Below are 17,964 nucleotides of genomic sequence, written 5' to 3' on the forward strand. Positions count from 1 at the left end.
GGAGCGAGGGCATGTCGAGCCTTAGCGAGGCACCGAACGAAAGGGGCAAGAGCGCTTTGGTTACTTTGGGGCTTTTCCAAAGTGACTCGCCGTAAGGGCGAAACCATAAGTGGCCGTACCGCAAAACCGGATATGCCCCCAACCCAACCCAACCCAACCCCACATCAAGCCATCAAAGCTCGAATCGCAGCTCCGGCCAGATCGGCGAAGTACCGCGCTTTTGCGACTCCAGAATGGCCCGGCACAACGAACACAGCCGCTGGTCCTGGAACACCCGGCGATCAACGCTCGACCAGCGCGGTTGCGCGGGCAGCAGGCTGCCGCACAAGGTGCGATCGGCCGAGCCGCCCAGCTCCAGCTGACGGGTCACCAGATGTACCCGCACTTCCTGGCAGGCGAACAGATCCAGCTGTTCGTCAGGCTCGATCAGTTGATAGGCAAAAAGTGACCAGGCGGGACGCGGCATCGGGGGCTCCAAATCGGGGGCGCCACCTTAGCCGAAACACCGCCGCTAGAAAAGCGTCAAAGCAGCGGTTTCAGTGTCGGCCAGACATTTTCCAGCAACTTGTCCTGAGCGCCCGCAGTCGGGTGCAGGCCGTCTGACTGCATCAGCTCAGGATGCCCGCCCACGCCCTCGAGGAAAAACGGCACCAGCGGGATTTTTTTCTCGGCGGCGACGTTGCTGAAAGCCTCAGCGAAGACCTTGTTGTAGCGCGCACCGTAGTTGGGTGGCAGTTGCATGCCGAGTAGTAGCACTTTGGCACCGCTGGCCTTGGAGCTGTTGATCATCGCCGCAAGGTTTTGTTGCAATTGTGTTGGCAGCATTCCGCGCAGCCCGTCATTGCCGCCCAACTCGAGGATCACCAACTCCGGTTTATGCTCTGCAAGCAGCGCAGGCAGGCGCGCCCGGCCTCCGGCGCTGGTGTCGCCGCTGATGGACGCATTGACCACCTTATCGTCAAAACCTTCGCGCTTGAGCCGTTGCTCAAGCAGCGACACCCACCCCTCGCGGGTATCCAGTCCGAAACCGGCGCTGATACTATCGCCAACGATCAGGACAGTACCCGCCGCTGCGTTCTGGGCCATGCACATCAAGGCCAGGCCAGCACTCAAAAACCACACTCGCATCGGATTCTCCATGGGCGCAAGCATTCTCACCGCGAAGGACCTCAGCAAAGTGGTTCCCAGCGCGGAAGGTGATCTGACTATCCTGCACGAACTCAGCCTGGAACTGAACAAGGGCGACAGCCTGGCCATCGTCGGCGCGTCCGGCTCGGGGAAATCCACCCTCCTCGGCCTGCTCGCCGGCCTCGACTTGCCGAGCAGCGGTGAAGTCACCCTCGCAGGCCAGGGCCTGAGCAATCTCGATGAAGACCAACGCGCACGCATTCGCGCCGAACACGTCGGTTTTGTCTTTCAATCATTCCAATTGCTCGACAGCCTCAACGCCCTGGAAAACGTCATGCTGCCGCTGGAACTCGATGGCCGCAAAGACGCCCGTGAGCGCGCCACCGAATTGCTGCGACGGGTCGGTCTGGGCCAGCGCCTGACCCACTCGCCCCGCCAGCTCTCCGGTGGCGAGCAGCAACGTGTGGCGATTGCCCGTGCGTTTGCCGCCGAGCCCGATGTGCTGTTCGCCGACGAACCCACCGGCAACCTCGACAGCCACACCGGCGAGCGCATCAGCGATCTGTTGTTCGAACTGAACAAGGAACGCGGCACGACCCTGGTGCTGGTGACCCACGATGAACGCCTGGCACATCGTTGCCGGCGCCTGATCCGCCTTGAAGCCGGCCTGCTGGTCGCCCCTCTGGAGCCTTGATGGCACGCCTGCCGCTGTTGCGCCTGTTCAGTCTCGCCATCCGCCAACTGCTGCGCGATGCCCGCGCCGGCGAGTTGCGGGTGTTGTTCTTCGCTTTGCTGGTAGCGGTGGCGGCGAGTACCGCCATCGGTTACTTCGGCGCCCGCCTGAATGGCGCCATGATGCTGCGCGCCACCGAGTTTCTCGGCGCCGACCTGCTGCTCGAAGGCAGTTCTCCGGCGCGACCCGAACAGATCAAAAGCGGCACGGATCTGGGCCTCGAACATGCGCAGGTGGTGGAGTTCTCCAGCGTAATCGCCACCGACAATGGCATTCAGCTGTCCAGCATCAAGGCCGCCGACGACGTCTATCCACTGCGCGGCGAGCTGAAAAGCGCCGCAGCGCCCTTCGCTGCGGAAGAATCCGGAGGCGGACCGAAATCCGGCGAAGCCTGGGTTGAAGCACGACTGCTGACCGCGTTGGACTTGAAGATCGGCGACAGCATCGACGTCGGCATGCGCACCCTGAAACTGGCGCGCGTACTGACCTATGAACCGGATCGTGCCGGCAATTTCTACAGCCTGACGCCACGGGTGCTGATCAACCTCAGCGATCTCACGGCGACCGGCGTGGTGCAACCCGGCAGCCGCGTCAGCTACCGCGAACTCTGGCGCGGCAAGCCCGAAGCGCTGGAAACCTACCGTCAATTGATCAAACCCGGCCTCGCCGCCAATCAACGCATTCAAGACGCCCGCGATGGCAACCGGCAGATCGGCGGCGCACTGGGCAAAGCCGAGCGCTACTTGAACATGGCGAGTCTGGTGGCGGTGCTATTATCCGGTGTCGCAGTGGCATTGTCGGCGACGCGCTTCGCCACCCGCCGCTTCGATGCCAGTGCACTTTTGCGTTGCCTCGGGCTGTCCCGTCGGGAAACCATGGTGCTGTTCAGTTTGCAGCTGACGATTCTCGGACTGCTGGCCAGCATCAGCGGCGCCTTGCTCGGCTGGCTGGCGCAACTCGGGTTGTTCGCGCTGCTGCATGATTTGTTGCCGACCGATGTTCCACCGGGCGGCCTGCTTCCGGCCATCGCCGGGATCGGCACCGGACTGGTAGCGCTGGCCGGTTTTGCCTTGCCGCCACTGGCTGCATTGGGGCGGGTCCCGCCATTGCGCGTATTGCGCCGCGACATGCTGCCGATTCCTTCCAGCACCTGGATGGTCTACGGCGCAGCACTGGGCGCTCTCGGGCTGATCATGTGGCGCCTGAGCCTGGATTTGGTACTGACCTTCGCCCTGCTCGGCGGCGGCGTGATCGCGGCGCTGGTGTTGGGCGGTTTGCTGTTGCTGCTACTGAAGAGCCTGCGCCGAATGCTCGCGCGCGCTTCGTTGCCGTGGCGTCTCGGCCTGGGTCAACTGCTGCGTCATCCACTGGCGGCAGCCGGCCAATCGCTGGCCTTCGGTCTGATCCTGCTGTCCATGGCGCTGATCGCTTTGCTGCGCGGCGAATTGCTGGACACCTGGCAAAACCAGTTGCCGAAAAACGCGCCGAATTACTTCGCGCTGAACATCCTGCCAGCGGAAAAACAGGCATTCACCGATCGCCTGATCGAACTGTCGGCACAATCGGCGCCGTTGTATCCAGTGGTGCCGGGGCGATTGATCAGCATCAATGGCGAACCGGTGCAGGACATCGTCAGCAAGGACTCGGCCGGTGATCGGGCGATTCAGCGCGACCTCAGCCTGACCTGGGCGGCAGACCTGCCGGCTGGCAACAAACTCACCGCCGGCAACTGGTGGGGCGATCAGGCCCCGGACGACGCTCCCGGCGTGTCGGTGGAAGGCAAGGTCGCCGAGAGCCTGAAGCTCAAGCTCGGCGATCACTTGGTCTTTACTGTCGGCGGGGTCAATCGCGAAGCGAAGGTCACCAGCCTGCGTGAGATCAACTGGGACAACTTCCAGCCGAACTTCTTCATGATTTTCCAGCCCGGCACATTGAAGGATCTGCCAGCGACCTACCTGACCAGTTTCTATCTGGCGGCGGGCCACGACCAGCAGATCGTTGACCTGTCCCGCGCCTTCCCGGCGGTGACCATTCTGCAAGTCGAAGCCTTGCTGGCGCAGCTGCGCAGCATCCTCGCCCAGGTCACCCTGGCGGTGGAGTACGTGTTGTTGTTTGTGTTGGCGGCGGGGATGGCGGTGTTGTTCTCGGGTCTGCAAGCCACGCTGGATGAACGCATTCGCCAAGGCGCATTGCTGCGAGCACTGGGGGCCGAGCGCCAGTTGCTGGTCAAGGCCCGACGGATCGAGTTCGGCCTGCTTGGCGCGGTCAGCGGGTTGCTGGCGGCACTGGGCTCGGAGCTGGTGAGCCTGGTGCTGTACCGTTACGCCTTCGACTTGCCATGGCACCCGCATCCGTGGCTGTTGGTGTTGCCCCTGATCGGCGCCGTGCTGATCGGCGGTGCCGGCGTGTTTGGCACCCGGCGTGCCTTGAACGCCAGCCCCCTGACAGTCTTGCGCGAGGGTTGATAGACTCAACCCTTCTCAACCACAAGAAGTTGCCATGAGCCGTTATCGCCCTCCCCGCACCGCTGGCACCGCGCTGATCACCCCTGAAGGTGAAGCGCGGATGCGGGCCGAGTTCCATGAACTCTGGCATGTGCGCCGACCGCAGGTCACGCAATCGGTCAGCGAGGCCGCGGCGCAGGGTGATCGCTCCGAGAACGCCGAATACACCTACGGCAAAAAGATGCTGCGCGAAATCGACAGTCGCGTGCGCTTTCTCACCAAACGGCTGGAAGCGCTCAAGGTGGTCAGCGAAAAGCCCAGCGATCCGAACAAAGTCTACTTCGGGGCCTGGGTCACCATCGAAGACGAGGACGGCAAGGAGTCGCGCTACCGCATCGTCGGGCCGGATGAACTGGACTTGAAACTGGGCCTGATCAGCATCGACTCACCGCTGGCACGCGCCCTGATCGGCAAGGCACTGGACGCCGAAGTTCGGGTCCAGACGCCTACCGGCGAACAGTGCGTGTATATCGTGGCGATTGATTACCCATAAGCCTTAACGGCGGGTGATCAGCCCTTGCCGGGCGACGCGGGTCAGTTGCCTGATCATCTCTGGCGCGTCTTCGAGGGCGGGCGACTGAATCACCGCCAGGTCGAAACTGTCGCTGGCAAAACGCGCCAGTGACTCACCGTCTTCGACAAACTGGATCAGGAAAGCTGCGGGTCCACCGGTGCGACGTGGCCAACCATCGAGGTAACGCAGGAGCGTCGGCTGATGTTTGCCGCCAAGCAGGATTTTTGGATTGCGCTGGGTCAGATGTGCCGTGATCGGCGCGGGGCGTACAACGGGGTTTAGTGCATTCATCGTGTCGTGTCTCTGCCTCAAAAGTCTGCATGGCAGGTGAGAGGCAACACCGAACCAGCGCTTTAGCGGTATTTCGAAGCCTGTTTCAAGCTTCTATCGGCAACTGAATGAGTCACCTGGCGCCCCGCAAGTAGCTGTTTAAATCGGCGCATGGCAGCATCCTAGAGAAGCTGACCGGACAGTGTCAAGAATGACGCACAACAAAAAAGGCCCGCGCAATGCGGGCCTTTTCGTTGAGCCAGAGCGATCAACCAGCGATGGCGCGATCAACCGACAGCTTGCCGGCGCCTTCGAACAGCACCGCGATGCTGCCACCCAGCAGGGCCAGGGCGAATTCATAACCGTTGTTGGCCATGAACAGACCGTTGCTGATATGCACGCTGAAGATGGCGACCAGCGAAAGGAACGTCAGGCCGAGTGCCGCAGGGCGGACCAGCAAGCCGATGATCAAGGCCAGACCGGCGAAGAACTCGGTACCACCGGCCAACGTGGCCATCAGGTAACCCGGTGCCAGGCCGATGCTTTCCATGTACTGCGCGGTGCCCGCCAGACCGTAGCCGCCGAAAGCGCCGAAGAGTTTCTGCGAGCCGTGAGCCGCGAAGATGATGCCGACGAAGATCCGCAGGACAGTCAGGCCGTAGCCAGCGCGGGTAAACAGTACCTTGTTGATCAGTGAGCTCATGCTGTGTCATCCATTGTGTGTTTGTGTGTTGGTTGGCCGCTATATTAATCAATAAATTAAATGCTAAAAGCGCAAATTTTTCGCCATAACAATCAGTTTATTCGATCACTTCCTTAAGGCTACTTTCTGCCCCTGGGGCTCCAACGACTCCCGCTCCCGATCGAACGCCAAGTAATACTTGTTCACGCTATTAACATAGCTGACAGGTCCCATTCCCACCTGCTCCATGGCGATGCGCTCGACCTGGAAGAACCATTGATTGGGATTCAAGCCTCGCCGACGCGCCTCGGCGCGCATGCCCTGAACCCGCTCCGGCCCGATGTTGTAAGCCGCCAGCACGAACGCCATACGCTCACGCTCGTTGAGTTTGGGGCTGGCAAAAAACTTGCAGCGGATCATCGCCAGGTATTTGGCCCCGGCCTGCACATTGGCATCGAGGTCCTGAATGTTATTGACCCCTACCCGCTGGGCCGCGGACGGAGTGATCTGCATCAGGCCAGTGGGGCCACCGCCGCTTCGTGCGCGGGGTTGCAACGCGGACTCCTTGAAGGCCAATGCCGCCAGATTCAACCAATCCATGCCTTGGGCATCGGCGTGTTTCTGCAGTACCGGTCGAAGTTTTTCCAGGCGCTGGCGATCAGTCTTGGCCAGTGGGTAATGCACTTGATAGAGACGACGATAGATGCGCAGGAACGCCGCGTCCTGATCCGAAGGCTTTTTGTACCCGAGCAGGAAGCGATCGATGCTCGCCCGCAGCATCGAGGCATCGCGGCGTACGAACCAGAATTCTTCCCCCGGCTCGCTGATCAGCACCTGCCGATCGAAACGCAGTTTGGGCAGGATCTTGCCCCAGCGCTCGGCAATCGGCTGCTCGACGATGGTCAGGTGAAAAATCCCGCCCTGAACCATTTCCAGCACGTCTTCGACCGCCAGGCTCGGATCGACCCACTCGATCTTCACTGGTGCCAGTTTGTGCAAGGCAAGTTTTTGATTGATCTGACTGATCGCGTCCCCGGCGGCGCTGCCGGTGGGTAGCGCCAGGGTTTTACCGGACAGTTGTTCGAGGCGGGTGTAGCGTTTCTCGCCCTTGATTCCGACCAGGACCAGAGGAATGTCGCTGGCAATCGGTTCGCTGGTGCTGACGGCGTAGCCCGGTTGCAGATCGAGCAACTCGCCCGGTGCAACCAGATCCCCCTCCCCGCGCTGCAACGCGCCGAGCAGTTGATCCTTGGCTTTGGGAATGATCTTGAGCGTAACTTCCTGACCGTCACGGGCATGGCCATTGAGGTATTGCTCGAAGGCACGCAAGCGATGGTATTCGACGCCGATGGCCTGGCCCTGTACTTCGCCGGAGCTGTTGCGGCTCTGGTTGACCAGCACCTTCAACACACGGCTGCTGCGGATTTCCTGCAGGTCACGCACCTGGGCCGCCGGCACGGCTTGCAGCGGGCCGGCCAGCCGCGCAACCGCCGGCATCGGCAGCAGCAACGAACCACACAGCAGTAACAAAATCGAGGGACGTGTCATCCACTCTCCGGAAAGAATACTGGGCCAATTTCAAAAAATGTTTGAAATCGAACGACAGAAACAGAGCGCCTTGAGCGCTGGCAAAGTGCGAAAGACTGGCACAGTGATGGCATGCTGACCACCCCAGCTTGTCTCGCGGCATCAAAAGACAGCTTTAACTCGTTGTAGTTCTTGGCTTTTCTTATAAATCTACAGCTCTGATATGCTTTCCGGCCTTTGGTCCGAGGTAGCACCATGCAACTCATCGATATCGGCGTCAACCTGACCAACCCCAGTTTTGCCGACAAACACCAGGCTGTACTCGACCGCGCCTATGCCGCCGGAGTCTGCCAATTGGTGCTCACCGGCACCAATGTCGAAGGCAGCGAACAGGCGCTGGAGCTGTGCCGACAATTGGATGACACAGCGCAACGGCTGTTCGCCACCGCCGGCATTCACCCTCACGCAGCCATCGACTGGAACGCCGACAGCGCCCAGCGTCTGCGCAGTTTGCTCAAAGAGCCGAACGTAGTGGCGGTGGGTGAATGCGGGCTGGATTTCAATCGCGATTTCTCGCCGCGTCCGCAACAGGAAAAAGTCCTCGAAGAACACTTGGCGATGGCGGTCGATCTGCAACTGCCGGTGTTTCTTCACGAACGTGATGCCAGTCAGCGCTTGCTGGAAATCCTGCGCGATTACCGCGACCAATTGCCGGCCGCCGTGGTGCATTGTTTCACCGGCGAAAAGAAGGCGCTGTTCAGCTACCTCGACCTGGACTTGCACATCGGCATCACCGGCTGGATCTGCGACGAGCGTCGGGGCACGCATTTACATCCGCTGGTGAAAGAAATCAAACGCGGGCGGTTGATGCTGGAGAGCGATGCACCGTATCTGCTGCCGCGCAGCTTGCGGCCAAAGCCGAAAAATGGCCGCAACGAACCGGCGTACCTGACTGAAGTGTTGCGGGAAGTGGCGTTGCATCGCGGGGAAAGCGAGGAAGAGCTGGCGGCCCATAGCACTGCCTGTGCGCGGGCTTTTTTTGGGCTGCCGGTGATCGACTGAAACGCAATCAACTGTAGGAGCGAGCCCGCTCGCGATGGACTAATGAACACCGTGTTTATCCAATAAACACGCGTTATCGTTGGCGACCATCGCGAGCAGGCTCGCTCCTACAGAGGGGTGACACTCAGTGGCTGCTGCGCATCATTTCCTTTGGCACATACTTGCCGATCTCGAACTTGCCGATCGCCGCACGGTGCACTTCATCCGGGCCGTCGGCCAGGCGCAGCGTGCGCTGCATCGCATACATGTAGGCCAGCGGGAAATCGTTGGAAACCCCTGCCCCGCCATGGATCTGGATCGCCCGGTCGATGACGCGCAACGCCACGTTCGGTGCCACCACCTTGATCTGCGCGATTTCGCTTTTCGCCACTTTGTTGCCGACGGTGTCCATCATGTACGCCGCTTTCAAGGTCAGCAGGCGCGCCATGTCGATCTCCATCCGCGAGTCGGCGATTTTGTCGATGTTACCGCCCAGGCGCGCCAGGGGTTTGCCGAACGCAGTGCGATTCACCGAGCGTTTGCACATCAGTTCCAGCGCACGCTCAGCCATGCCGATCGAACGCATGCAGTGGTGAATCCGGCCCGGGCCAAGGCGACCCTGGGCGATTTCGAAGCCGCGTCCTTCGCCCAACAGGACGTTTTCGTACGGCACGCGGACGTTTTCGAACAGCACTTCGGCGTGACCGTGAGGCGCATCGTCGTAACCGAACACCGGCAGCGGACGAACGATCTTCACGCCCGGTGCATCCACCGGCACCAGAATCATCGAGTGCTGGGCGTGGCGTGGCGCATCAGGATTGCTCAGGCCCATGAAGATCAGAATCTTGCAGCGTGGATCGCAGGCACCCGAGGTCCACCACTTTTTGCCGTTGATCACCCACTCATCACCGTCACGCACGGCGCGGGCGGCCATGTTGGTGGCGTCGGACGAAGCCACGTCAGGTTCGGTCATGGCGAACGCCGAGCGGATCTCGCCGCGTAGCAGCGGTTCGAGCCAGCGTTGTTTCTGTTCTTCGTTGGCGTAGCGCACCAGCACTTCCATGTTGCCGGTGTCGGGCGCCGAGCAGTTGAACGGCTCAGGCCCCAGCAGCGAGCGGCCCATGATCTCTGCCAATGGCGCGTATTCGAGGTTGGTCAGGCCGGCGCCGAGTTCGGACTCAGGCAGAAACAAATTCCACAGGCCTTCAGCCTTGGCCTTGAGTTTCAGTTCTTCCATGATCGCAGTCGGCTGCCAGCGGTCGCCCTCGGCAACCTGGCGCTCGAACACGGCTTCGGCGGGATAAACGTAGGTGTCCATGAACGCGGTCACGCGCTCACGCAGTTCTTGCACCTTGGGCGAATAAGCGAAATCCATGAGCAGCTACCTTCTGGGGGGAGGTTGTTTAGGTCATGCAATCGATGCTAGAACAGCTACGAAAATTTACCTAGCCTATTCTCGGCGTGTATTAACATTCATCACCGATATATGATCGGCTGATTGAGAACCAACAATAAGAGTGCAGCGCAATGAATCTGAGCAAGGTCGACCTCAACCTTTTCATCGTCTTCGACGCGATCTACACCGAAGCCAACCTGACCCGCGCCGGACAGATTGTCGGCATTACTCAACCGGCTGTTTCGAACGCTCTGGCCCGCCTGCGCGAGACGTTCAACGATCCTTTGTTCGTGCGTACGGCCCAAGGCATGGTGCCAACGCCGATGGCGCAAAACATCATCGGCCCGGTGCGCAACGCCCTCTCGCTGCTGCGGGTGTCGGTGCAGGAAAGCCGCATCTTCAACCCGTTGCAGGCGGTCAAGACGTACCGCATCAGCATGACCGACCTCACCGAAGCGGTGATCCTGCCGCCACTGTTCCAGCGCCTGCGCCGCCTGGCGCCGACGGTGATCATCGAAAGCTTTCTGTCCAAGCGCCGCGAGACCACCAAGGAACTGGCGGCCGGGCGACTCGACTTTGCGGTGGACGCGCCGCTCAACACCGACCCGCAAGTGCGTCACGTCAAGTTGATGGAAGACCGTTACGTGTGCGCCATGCGCAAGGGCCATCCGCTGGCGACCAAGGAGAAATTCACCCTCGATGACTATCTGTCACTGACGCACATCCATATTTCCAGCCGCCGCAGTGGTCTGGGCCATGTCGACCTGGCTCTAGGCAAGATGGGCATCCAGCGCAAGATTGCCCTGCGCTCCCAGCATTACTTGATGGCATCGCAGGTATTGCAGCAGACCGACATGGTCATGACCGTGCCGGAGCGCTTCGCCCGCCGCCATGATTTGTATTCGGTGAACCTGCCGGTCAACGATGTGCCGCCGGTGGAAACTCACCTTTACTGGCACGAAAGCACCGACCAGGACCCGGCCAACCGCTGGATGCGCGAGCAGATGATCGAGTTGTGCCAGCAGGTGACGGCGCATGAGAAGAAGCTCGATAAGGTGTAGGGCATTACACCGGGTTATCGTTCTTCGCGGGCAAGCCTCGCTCCTACAGGATTTACACAGTACTTGTAGGAGCGAGGCTTGCCCGCGAAGAGGCCCGCAATGACGATGAAAAACCCCGCCCCTTGACGTAAACGTCAACCTGCCATTAGCTTAGCGCCATGACCTTTTTTTGAGCGCTTCCATGAGCAGCCAGACCTATAGCATTTCCGACCTCGCCCGCGAGCTCGACATCACCACGCGGGCCATTCGCTTCTATGAAGAGCAAGGCTTGCTCAGCCCCGAACGACGCGGCCAGGAACGCATCTATTCACCCCGTGACAAGGTCAGCCTGAAACTGATCCTGCGGGGCAAGCGCATTGGCTTCTCACTCGCCGAATGCCGCGAGCTGATCGAGCTCTACGACCCCACTGGCGGCAATCAGAAACAGCTGCAAACCATGCTGAGCAAAATCGCCGAGCGCCGCGAACAGTTGGAGCAGCAGATGCTCGACATCGAGCAGATGAAGCTGGAACTGGACACCGCACAGGAGCGCTGCACCCAGGCGCTGGAACAGACGATGAAAAGCCAGCCGGTCCTGTAGGAGCTGGCTTGCCAGCGATGGCGTCGCGTCAGTCGACATCTATGTTGAAGGTGCTACCGCAATCGCGAGCAAGCTTGCTCCTACAGGGTTCATTCGGCATTCAGATAATCAACAAAGGTCGATTCCCATGTCCCTTCCTTCCCACGTACGCCTGGTCGAAGTCGGCCCTCGCGACGGTCTGCAAAACGAAGCTCAACCGATCAGCGTTGCCGATAAGGTGCAACTGGTCGACGCACTCACGGCCGCGGGCCTCGGCTATATAGAAGTCGGCAGTTTCGTTTCGCCCAAATGGGTGCCGCAGATGGCCGGATCCGCCGAAGTTTTCGCGCAAATCCAGCGCAAACCAGGCGTGACCTACGGCGCCCTCGCCCCCAACCTGCGCGGCTTCGAAGATGCGATCGCCGCCGGGGTCAAGGAAGTCGCAGTGTTCGCCGCAGCGTCCGAAGCGTTTTCCCAGCGCAACATCAATTGCTCGATCAGCGAAAGCCTGGAGCGTTTTGCGCCGATCATGGAAGCCGCCAGACAACACGGCGTCACCGTTCGTGGTTACGTGTCCTGTGTGCTGGGCTGTCCTTATGAAGGTCACGTCAAACCCGAGCAAGTTGCCCAGGTCGCCCGCGAGCTCTATGCCATGGGCTGCTACGAAGTCTCGCTGGGGGACACCATCGGCACTGGCACGGCGGGCGCGACGCGCAAGATGTTCGAAGTGGTTTCGGCCGACGTGCCACGGGAGAAACTGGCCGGGCACTTCCACGACACCTACGGCCAGGCCATGACCAACATCTATGCCAGCCTGCTCGAAGGCATCTCGGTGTTTGACAGCTCCATCGCCGGCCTCGGCGGCTGCCCCTACGCCAAAGGCGCCAGCGGTAACGTCGCCACCGAAGACGTGGTTTACCTGCTCAATGGCCTCGGCATCGAAACAGGTATCGACCTGGACGCCTTGATTCTGGCCGGTCAGCAGATTTGCACAGTGCTGGGGCGCCCAACCGGTTCGCGCGTGGCCAAGGCACGCAGCGCGCAGTAAGTGTGCTGATGTGTCCAGGTGTTACCGCTGCGTCTGGAACGTGGGGGATAAGCGAGTAACACGGAAACAAATTGTAGGGGTTTACCTGAGCGAAAAATCCTACAAAAAATCAAGCTGTTGATTTTAAAAGGTTTTTAAAAGTTGGCACGGCTTCTGCTATCTCTATGGCATAACAAGAATAAAAAGCAGCAAACCAATAAAAATAAGACGTAACGACTCTGACATAACAAGAACAACACGGCAGAGACGCAGCTAACAGATTTTTTTGGAGAAGGTGTGCTTTTCAGGGTGCTTTTCGGAGTAACCCGCAACCGGGCAGAGAACAATAAAACTACCTTCAGGTAGCTCCCGAACTGGTTGGATCGCTTAGCGAAAAAGTAGATCAGCGCTCAAAAAAATACGTTTGCTCTTGATCCCGGATGGGGATCGACAAAAACAGCGGTAAAGGGTCACGGTTGCCAAAAACAAAAACAGACCGCCCCTCAATAATAAAAAAAGAGCATGCGCAACGAAAAATTAAAGGGGAGCTTCGGCTCCCCTTTGTGCTTTCTGCGATTCAGGTTTTCACCATCGCCCCTGTGGGAGCCAGCCTGCTGGCGATTGCGGTGGTTCAGACATAGTTATGTTGACTGACACTCCGCTATCGCCAGCAGGCTGGCTCCCACAAGGGGAAATTTGTCACGCCTTGTTGATGCGCAATTCCGCGATGCTGATCTCGCGCATCCGGAATTTCTGGATCTTGCCGGTCACCGTCATCGGAAACTCTTCCACAAACTTGAAGTAGCGCGGTGTCTTGAAGTGCGCGATGCGCTCCTTGCACCAGGTTTGCAGTTCTTGTTCGGTGGCACTGTGACCGGGGTGGAATTTGATCCAGGCGACGATCTCTTCGCCATAACGCGAACACGGGATGCCGATCACTTGCACGTCCGCTACGGCCGGGTGAGTGAAGAAGAATTCTTCCAGTTCCCGCGGGTAAATATTCTCACCGCCACGGATGATCATGTCCTTGTTGCGTCCGGCAATGCACACGTAGCCTTCATCATTCATGCTCGCCAGATCACCGGTGTGCATCCAGCCGGCCTGATCGATGGCCTCGGCGGTGCCTTGCGGGTTGTTCCAGTAGCCGAGCATCACGCTGTAACCACGGGTGCAGAGTTCGCCGATGGTGCCGCGAGGTACCAGGTTGCCCGCCTCGTCGATGATTTTGCTTTCAAGTTGCGGCTGGGTGCGTCCGACCGTGGTGACGCGCAATTCCAGTTCGTCTGAAGGACCGGTCTGCAACGACACCGGACTTGTTTCCGTCATGCCATAGGCAATCTGCACTTCGTTCATGTGCATTTCGCTGATCACCCGACGCATCACTTCGATCGGACAGGTCGCGCCGGCCATGATCCCGGTACGCAGGCTCGACAGATCGAATTGCGCACGTTGCGGCTGATCGAGCATGGCGATGAACATGGTCGGTACGCCATACAGTGCGGTGGCCTTTTCTTCGGCGACGGTGGTCAGGGTCAGCAGCGGATCGAAGGCGTCGTTAGGGTAAATCATGGTGCTGCCGTGGGTGATGCAGCCGAGGTTGCCCATGACCATGCCGAAGCAGTGATACAGCGGCACCGGGATCACCAGCCGATCATTGGCGGTCAGGCCGAGGCTTTCGCCCACCATGTAACCGTTGTTGAGAATGTTGTAGTGGCTGAGGGTCGCGCCCTTCGGAAAACCGGTGGTGCCGGAGGTGTACTGAATGTTCACGGCCTGGTCGAAATGCAGGCTGTCGCCCCGCTCGCGTAACTGCTCGCTGGATACACCCGCTGCAAGATCGCTCAGTTGCGACCACGGCAGAAAACCTGATGGCGGCTGCGCATCCAGGCTGATCACGCCGCGCAAGTCCGGCAGACGCTCGCTCTGCAACTGGCCGATGGATTGTTCTGCCAGCTCGGGCACCAGGCCTTGCAGCATGCCGTGGTAATTGGAGGTCTTGAACGCGCCCGCGCAGACCAGCCATTTGCAGCCTGACTGCTTCAACACGTATTCGAGTTCCGAGCTGCGATACGCCGGGTTGATGTTGACCAGGATCACGCCGATCTTCGCGCTGGCGAACTGGCTGATGCACCACTGCGCGCAATTCGGCGCCCAGATGCCGAGCCGATCACCGCTCTGCAACCCCAGCGCGAGCAGTGCCCGGGCATGAAGGTCCACGGCGTCGGACAGTTGCTGCCAGGTGTAGCGCAACTGTTGATGGCGCACGACCAGCGCCTCGCCCGTCGGATACTGCGCGACGGTGTTATCAAATGCCTGACCGATGGTCATCGCCAACAAGGCTTTTTCCTGAGAACCACGGGTATAGCTGCGCTGCGGGCTTGCACTGGGTTGATCCATGACGACCCCTATTGTCTTTATTAATGGGCTACCAACGGATACCTGAAGGAGCGATGCTTGCTCGCGAAGAGGCCTCTACATTCAACATTTATGTCGACTGATCTGACGCTTTCGCGAGCAAGCATCGCTCCTACAAGTTGGGTCCGCTTTCTATCTTGAACTGGCTCTACTCTCGCTCAAGTTGACGTTAACGTAAAGGGTGATTGACAGCCATTCGTCACAGGCTTACGTTAACGTAAAGGTGAGAGCCAAATCACGCCCCTCCCCGCCCTACAAAAAAGCCAAAAGGTGACCCATGAGCTATCCATCCCTGAACTTTGCCCTCGGTGAAACCATCGACATGCTGCGCGATCAGGTCCAGTCCTTCGTCGCCAAAGAGATCGCCCCGCGCGCCGCTCAGATCGACATCGACAACCTGTTCCCCGCCGACCTGTGGCGCAAGTTCGGCGACATGGGCCTGCTCGGCATTACCGTCCCGGAAGAATACGGCGGTGCTGGCCTGGGTTATCTGGCGCACGTGGTGGCCATGGAAGAAATCAGCCGCGGTTCGGCGTCGGTCGCCCTGTCCTACGGCGCGCACTCCAACCTCTGCGTGAACCAGATCAACCGCAACGGCAATCACGAACAGAAAAGCAAATACCTGCCGAAGCTGATCAGCGGCGAGCACATCGGCGCCCTGGCCATGAGTGAACCGAATGCCGGTTCCGACGTGGTCTCGATGAAATTGCGCGCCGACAAACGTGGTGATCACTACGTGCTCAACGGCAGCAAAACCTGGATCACCAACGGTCCCGACGCCAACACCTACGTGATCTACGCCAAGACCGACCTGGAAAAAGGCCCGCACGGCATCACCGCGTTCATCGTCGAGCGCGACTGGAAAGGCTTCAGCCGCAGCAACAAGTTTGACAAGCTCGGCATGCGCGGCTCCAACACCTGCGAGCTGTTCTTCGATGACGTCGAAGTGCCGGAAGAAAACATCCTCGGCGTGCTCAACGGCGGCGTGAAAGTGCTGATGAGCGGCCTCGACTACGAGCGTGTCGTTCTGTCCGGCGGCCCGACCGGGATCATGCAGGCGTGCATGGACCTGATCGTGCCGTACATCCACGACCGCAAGCAGTTCGGCCAAAGCATCGGCGAATTCCAGCTGATCCAGGGCAAAGTCGCCGACATGTACACCCAACTCAACGCCAGCCGCGCCTACCTTTATGCGGTGGCCCAGGCCTGCGAGCGCGGCGAAACCACGCGCAAGGATGCCGCCGGCGTGATCCTCTACAGCGCCGAGCGCGCCACGCAAATGGCCCTCGACGCGATCCAGATTCTCGGCGGCAACGGTTACATCAACGAATTCCCGGCCGGTCGTCTGCTGCGTGACGCCAAGCTGTACGAAATCGGCGCCGGCACCAGTGAGATCCGTCGCATGCTGATCGGTCGCGAACTGTTCAACGAAACCCGCTAAACGGAGCTGTCCATGGCTATCCTGCATACCCAGCTCAACCCCCGTTCGGCGGAGTTTGCCGCGAACAGCGCGGCGATGCTCACCCAGGTCGACGCCTTGCACACCCTGCTCGCGCAAGTGCAGCAAGGTGGCGGTCCGAAAGCGCAAGAACGCCACACTTCGCGGGGCAAATTGCTGCCCCGCGAGCGGATCAATCGCCTGCTCGATCCGGGCTCGCCGTTTCTCGAAATCAGCCAATTGGCGGCCTACGAGGTGTATGGCGAAGACGTGCCAGCCGCGGGCGTGATAGCCGGGATCGGTCGAGTGGAAGGCGTCGAGTGCATGATCGTGGCCAACGATGCCACGGTGAAAGGCGGCTCGTATTACCCGCTGACCGTGAAAAAACACCTGCGCGCCCAGACCATCGCTCAGCAGAACCGCTTGCCGTGCATTTATCTGGTGGACTCCGGCGGCGCCAACCTGCCGCGTCAGGATGAAGTGTTCCCGGACCGCGAGCACTTCGGGCGGATCTTCTTCAACCAGGCCAACATGAGCGCCATGGGCATTCCGCAAATCGCGGTGGTCATGGGCTCGTGCACTGCCGGCGGCGCTTACGTGCCAGCGATGGCCGACGAAGCGATCATGGTTCGCGAGCAGGCGACTATTTTCCTCGCCGGCCCACCGCTGGTGAAAGCCGCGACCGGTGAAGTGGTCAGCGCCGAAGATCTGGGCGGTGCCGATGTGCACTGCAAGATTTCCGGGGTCGCCGACCATTATGCCGAGAGCGATGAACACGCCTTGGCCATTGCCCGACGCAGCATCGCCAACCTCAACTGGCACAAGCTCGGCGAACTGCAACAGCGCACGCCCATCGCCCCCCTCTACAGCAGCGACGAGTTGTATGGCGTGGTCTCGGCCGACGCCAAGCAGCCGTTCGATGTGCGCGAAGTGATCGCGCGGCTGGTGGACGGTTCGGTGTTCGACGAATTCAAGGCGCTGTTCGGGACCACCTTGGTGTGCGGTTTTGCTCACTTGCACGGTTACCCGATCGCGATCCTCGCCAACAACGGCATCCTCTTCGCCGAGGCCGCGCAGAAAGGTGCGCACTTCATCGAACTGGCCTGCCAGCGCGGCATTCCGTTGCTGTTCCTGCAAAACATCACCGGCTTCATGGTCGGCCAGAAATACGAGGCCGGCGGCATCGCCAAGCACGGCGCAAAACTGGTGACCGCCGTGGCGTGCGCCAAGGTGCCGAAATTCACCGTGATCATTGGCGGCAGCTTCGGCGCCGGTAACTATGGCATGTGCGGGCGGGCCTACGATCCACGTTTCCTGTGGATGTGGCCGAATGCACGCATCGGCGTGATGGGCGCCGAGCAAGCGGCGGGCGTGTTGGTGCAGGTCAAGCGCGAGCAGGCCGAGCGCGGTGGCCATGGTTTCAGCGCCGAGCAGGAAGCCGAAATCAAGCAACCGATCCTCGATCAATACGAAGAACAGGGCCACCCTTACTACTCCAGCGCACGGCTGTGGGACGACGGCGTCATTGACCCGGCGCAGACCCGCGATGTACTTGCCCTGGCCTTGTCCGCGTCGCTGAACGCGCCAATCGAACCGAGCCGCTTCGGCGTGTTCCGGATGTGATCCTGTAGGAGCGAGCCTGCTCGCGATGGACGAAAGGGCGGTGCGT

The 17,964-nt window shown here is 60.2% G+C and carries 17 protein-coding genes; 10 read left to right on the forward strand and 7 right to left on the reverse strand.

Going from position 1 to position 17,964, the window contains the following annotated elements; genetic code table 11:
* Positions 1–172: 172 nt before the first annotated feature.
* Both PMI32_RS08920 and PMI32_RS08915 read right to left on the reverse strand, forming a co-directional pair.
* Positions 173–466, reverse strand: a complete 294-nt coding sequence (locus PMI32_RS08920; RefSeq protein WP_003226812.1) for a hypothetical protein — start codon at positions 464–466, stop codon at positions 173–175.
* A 56-nt stretch (positions 467–522) separates the two neighbouring features.
* Positions 523–1,128, reverse strand: coding sequence for an arylesterase (locus PMI32_RS08915; protein ID WP_008031871.1), 606 nt, complete (start codon positions 1,126–1,128; stop codon positions 523–525).
* Positions 1,129–1,138: 10 nt separating this feature from the next.
* Between PMI32_RS08915 and PMI32_RS08910 the strand changes: the two genes are divergently transcribed.
* The 3 genes from PMI32_RS08910 to greB are packed head-to-tail and all read left to right on the forward strand — an operon-like array spanning position 1,139 to position 4,858.
* Positions 1,139–1,822, forward strand: coding sequence for an ABC transporter ATP-binding protein (locus PMI32_RS08910; RefSeq protein ID WP_008031873.1), 684 nt, complete (start codon positions 1,139–1,141; stop codon positions 1,820–1,822).
* Complete coding sequence (locus tag PMI32_RS08905) at positions 1,822–4,326, forward strand: ABC transporter permease (protein WP_008031875.1); 2,505 nt, start codon at positions 1,822–1,824, stop codon at positions 4,324–4,326. The genes PMI32_RS08910 and PMI32_RS08905 overlap by 1 nt, the downstream gene beginning before the upstream one ends.
* Before the next feature lie 34 nt (positions 4,327–4,360).
* On the forward strand, positions 4,361–4,858 hold the full coding sequence (gene greB, locus PMI32_RS08900; protein WP_008031876.1) for a transcription elongation factor GreB: 498 nt from the start codon (positions 4,361–4,363) through the stop codon (positions 4,856–4,858).
* Between the two features lie 3 nt (positions 4,859–4,861).
* Here the strand turns inward: greB and PMI32_RS08895 are convergent, their stop codons facing one another.
* The 3 genes from PMI32_RS08895 to PMI32_RS08885 form a co-directional block, all read right to left on the reverse strand.
* Positions 4,862–5,170 (reverse strand): hypothetical protein, encoded by a 309-nt coding sequence (locus tag PMI32_RS08895; protein WP_008031878.1) that lies wholly within the window; start codon positions 5,168–5,170, stop codon positions 4,862–4,864.
* Between the two features lie 247 nt (positions 5,171–5,417).
* The gene (locus tag PMI32_RS08890; RefSeq protein ID WP_008031879.1) at positions 5,418–5,852 is read right to left on the reverse strand and encodes a DoxX family protein; all 435 of its coding nucleotides are present in this window, start codon (positions 5,850–5,852) and stop codon (positions 5,418–5,420) included.
* Positions 5,853–5,957: 105 nt separating this feature from the next.
* Positions 5,958–7,379 (reverse strand): MltF family protein, encoded by a 1,422-nt coding sequence (locus PMI32_RS08885; protein ID WP_008031881.1) that lies wholly within the window; start codon positions 7,377–7,379, stop codon positions 5,958–5,960.
* 234 nt (positions 7,380–7,613) lie between these two features.
* Here PMI32_RS08885 and PMI32_RS08880 point away from each other — a divergent pair, with 234 nt between their 5' ends.
* Positions 7,614–8,420, forward strand: a complete 807-nt coding sequence (locus tag PMI32_RS08880) for a TatD family hydrolase (RefSeq protein WP_008031883.1) — start codon at positions 7,614–7,616, stop codon at positions 8,418–8,420.
* Between the two features lie 124 nt (positions 8,421–8,544).
* Here PMI32_RS08880 and PMI32_RS08875 read toward each other — a convergent pair whose 3' ends face one another.
* The gene (locus PMI32_RS08875) at positions 8,545–9,774 is read right to left on the reverse strand and encodes an acyl-CoA dehydrogenase (RefSeq protein WP_008031886.1); all 1,230 of its coding nucleotides are present in this window, start codon (positions 9,772–9,774) and stop codon (positions 8,545–8,547) included.
* A gap of 152 nt (positions 9,775–9,926) precedes the next feature.
* Between PMI32_RS08875 and PMI32_RS08870 the strand changes: the two genes are divergently transcribed.
* The 4 genes from PMI32_RS08870 (at position 9,927) to PMI32_RS0128995 (ending at position 13,083) form a co-directional block, all read left to right on the forward strand.
* Complete coding sequence (locus PMI32_RS08870) at positions 9,927–10,856, forward strand: LysR family transcriptional regulator (protein WP_008031887.1); 930 nt, start codon at positions 9,927–9,929, stop codon at positions 10,854–10,856.
* A gap of 181 nt (positions 10,857–11,037) precedes the next feature.
* The gene (locus PMI32_RS08865; protein WP_008031889.1) at positions 11,038–11,436 is read left to right on the forward strand and encodes a MerR family transcriptional regulator; all 399 of its coding nucleotides are present in this window, start codon (positions 11,038–11,040) and stop codon (positions 11,434–11,436) included.
* A gap of 127 nt (positions 11,437–11,563) precedes the next feature.
* Complete coding sequence (locus tag PMI32_RS08860; RefSeq protein WP_008031890.1) at positions 11,564–12,463, forward strand: hydroxymethylglutaryl-CoA lyase; 900 nt, start codon at positions 11,564–11,566, stop codon at positions 12,461–12,463.
* A 419-nt stretch (positions 12,464–12,882) separates the two neighbouring features.
* On the forward strand, positions 12,883–13,083 hold the full coding sequence (locus PMI32_RS0128995; RefSeq protein WP_032828949.1) for a hypothetical protein: 201 nt from the start codon (positions 12,883–12,885) through the stop codon (positions 13,081–13,083).
* Positions 13,084–13,141: 58 nt separating this feature from the next.
* On the opposite strand, the gene PMI32_RS08855 is transcribed toward PMI32_RS0128995, so the two are convergent.
* The gene (locus PMI32_RS08855; RefSeq protein WP_008031892.1) at positions 13,142–14,839 is read right to left on the reverse strand and encodes an AMP-binding protein; all 1,698 of its coding nucleotides are present in this window, start codon (positions 14,837–14,839) and stop codon (positions 13,142–13,144) included.
* 295 nt (positions 14,840–15,134) lie between these two features.
* Between PMI32_RS08855 and PMI32_RS08850 the strand changes: the two genes are divergently transcribed.
* Together PMI32_RS08850 and PMI32_RS08845 are read left to right on the forward strand one after the other, a co-directional pair.
* Positions 15,135–16,298, forward strand: coding sequence for an isovaleryl-CoA dehydrogenase (locus PMI32_RS08850; protein ID WP_008031893.1), 1,164 nt, complete (start codon positions 15,135–15,137; stop codon positions 16,296–16,298).
* Between the two features lie 12 nt (positions 16,299–16,310).
* The gene (locus tag PMI32_RS08845) at positions 16,311–17,918 is read left to right on the forward strand and encodes a carboxyl transferase domain-containing protein (RefSeq protein ID WP_008031895.1); all 1,608 of its coding nucleotides are present in this window, start codon (positions 16,311–16,313) and stop codon (positions 17,916–17,918) included.
* The last annotated feature ends 46 nt before the right edge of the window (positions 17,919–17,964 follow it).

Source organism: Pseudomonas sp. GM60, from assembly GCF_000282415.1.
GTDB classification, from domain to species: domain Bacteria; phylum Pseudomonadota; class Gammaproteobacteria; order Pseudomonadales; family Pseudomonadaceae; genus Aquipseudomonas; species Aquipseudomonas migulae.